Raw genomic sequence first — 1364 nt, 5'->3', positions numbered from 1 at the left:
GACCTGCTCTCGCATGAGAGTGGGTGGAAAGTTTTTTCGGTTGGGGATGGGCTCGCGGCCTATCAGTTTGTTGGTGAGGTAATGGCTCACCAAGACGACGACGGGTAGCCGGCCTGAGAGGGCGACCGGCCACACTGGGACTGAGACACGGCCCAGACTCCTACGGGAGGCAGCAGTGGGGAATATTGCACAATGGGGGAAACCCTGATGCAGCGACGCAGCGTGCGGGATGACGGCCTTCGGGTTGTAAACCGCTTTCAGCAGGGAAGAAGCGAGAGTGACGGTACCTGCAGAAGAAGTACCGGCTAACTACGTGCCAGCAGCCGCGGTAATACGTAGGGTACGAGCGTTGTCCGGAATTATTGGGCGTAAAGAGCTCGTAGGTGGTTGGTCACGTCTGCTGTGGAAACGCAACGCTTAACGTTGCGCGTGCAGTGGGTACGGGCTGACTAGAGTGCAGTAGGGGAGTCTGGAATTCCTGGTGTAGCGGTGAAATGCGCAGATATCAGGAGGAACACCGGTGGCGAAGGCGGGACTCTGGGCTGTAACTGACACTGAGGAGCGAAAGCATGGGGAGCGAACAGGATTAGATACCCTGGTAGTCCATGCCGTAAACGTTGGGCACTAGGTGTGGGGGGCATTCCACGTTCTCCGCGCCGTAGCTAACGCATTAAGTGCCCCGCCTGGGGAGTACGGTCGCAAGGCTAAAACTCAAAGGAATTGACGGGGGCCCGCACAAGCGGCGGAGCATGCGGATTAATTCGATGCAACGCGAAGAACCTTACCAAGGCTTGACATACACCAGACCGGCCTGGAAACAGGTCTTCCCCTTTGGGGTTGGTGTACAGGTGGTGCATGGTTGTCGTCAGCTCGTGTCGTGAGATGTTGGGTTAAGTCCCGCAACGAGCGCAACCCTCGTTCTATGTTGCCAGCACGTGATGGTGGGAACTCATAGGAGACTGCCGGGGTCAACTCGGAGGAAGGTGGGGATGACGTCAAATCATCATGCCCTTTATGTCTTGGGCTTCACGCATGCTACAATGGCTGGTACAAAGAGAAGCGAGCCCGTGAGGGTCAGCGAATCCCTTAAAGCCAGTCTCAGTTCGGATCGTAGTCTGCAATTCGACTACGTGAAGTCGGAGTCGCTAGTAATCGCAGATCAGCAACGCTGCGGTGAATACGTTCCCGGGCCTTGTACACACCGCCCGTCAAGTCACGAAAGTCGGTAACACCCGAAGCCGGTGGCCTAACCCCGTATGGGGAGGGGGCCGTCTAAGGTGGGACTGGTGATTGGGACTAAGTCGTAACAAGGTAGCCGTACCGGAAGGTGCGGCTGGATCACCTCCTTTCTAAGGAGCACACCA

1 rRNA gene is annotated in these 1364 nt (G+C 57.0%); it reads left to right on the top strand.

Features of this window, described 5'->3' with window-relative positions:
- Positions 1-1349, top strand: a 16S ribosomal RNA gene (locus FFS20_RS17800); the annotation flags it as partial.
- Positions 1350-1364: the final 15 nt, after the last annotated feature.

The organism is Brevibacterium sp. 2SA (genome assembly GCF_005502845.1).
Lineage (GTDB): Bacteria > Actinomycetota > Actinomycetes > Actinomycetales > Brevibacteriaceae > Brevibacterium.
This window is presented reverse-complemented; position numbering and strand designations above follow the sequence as displayed.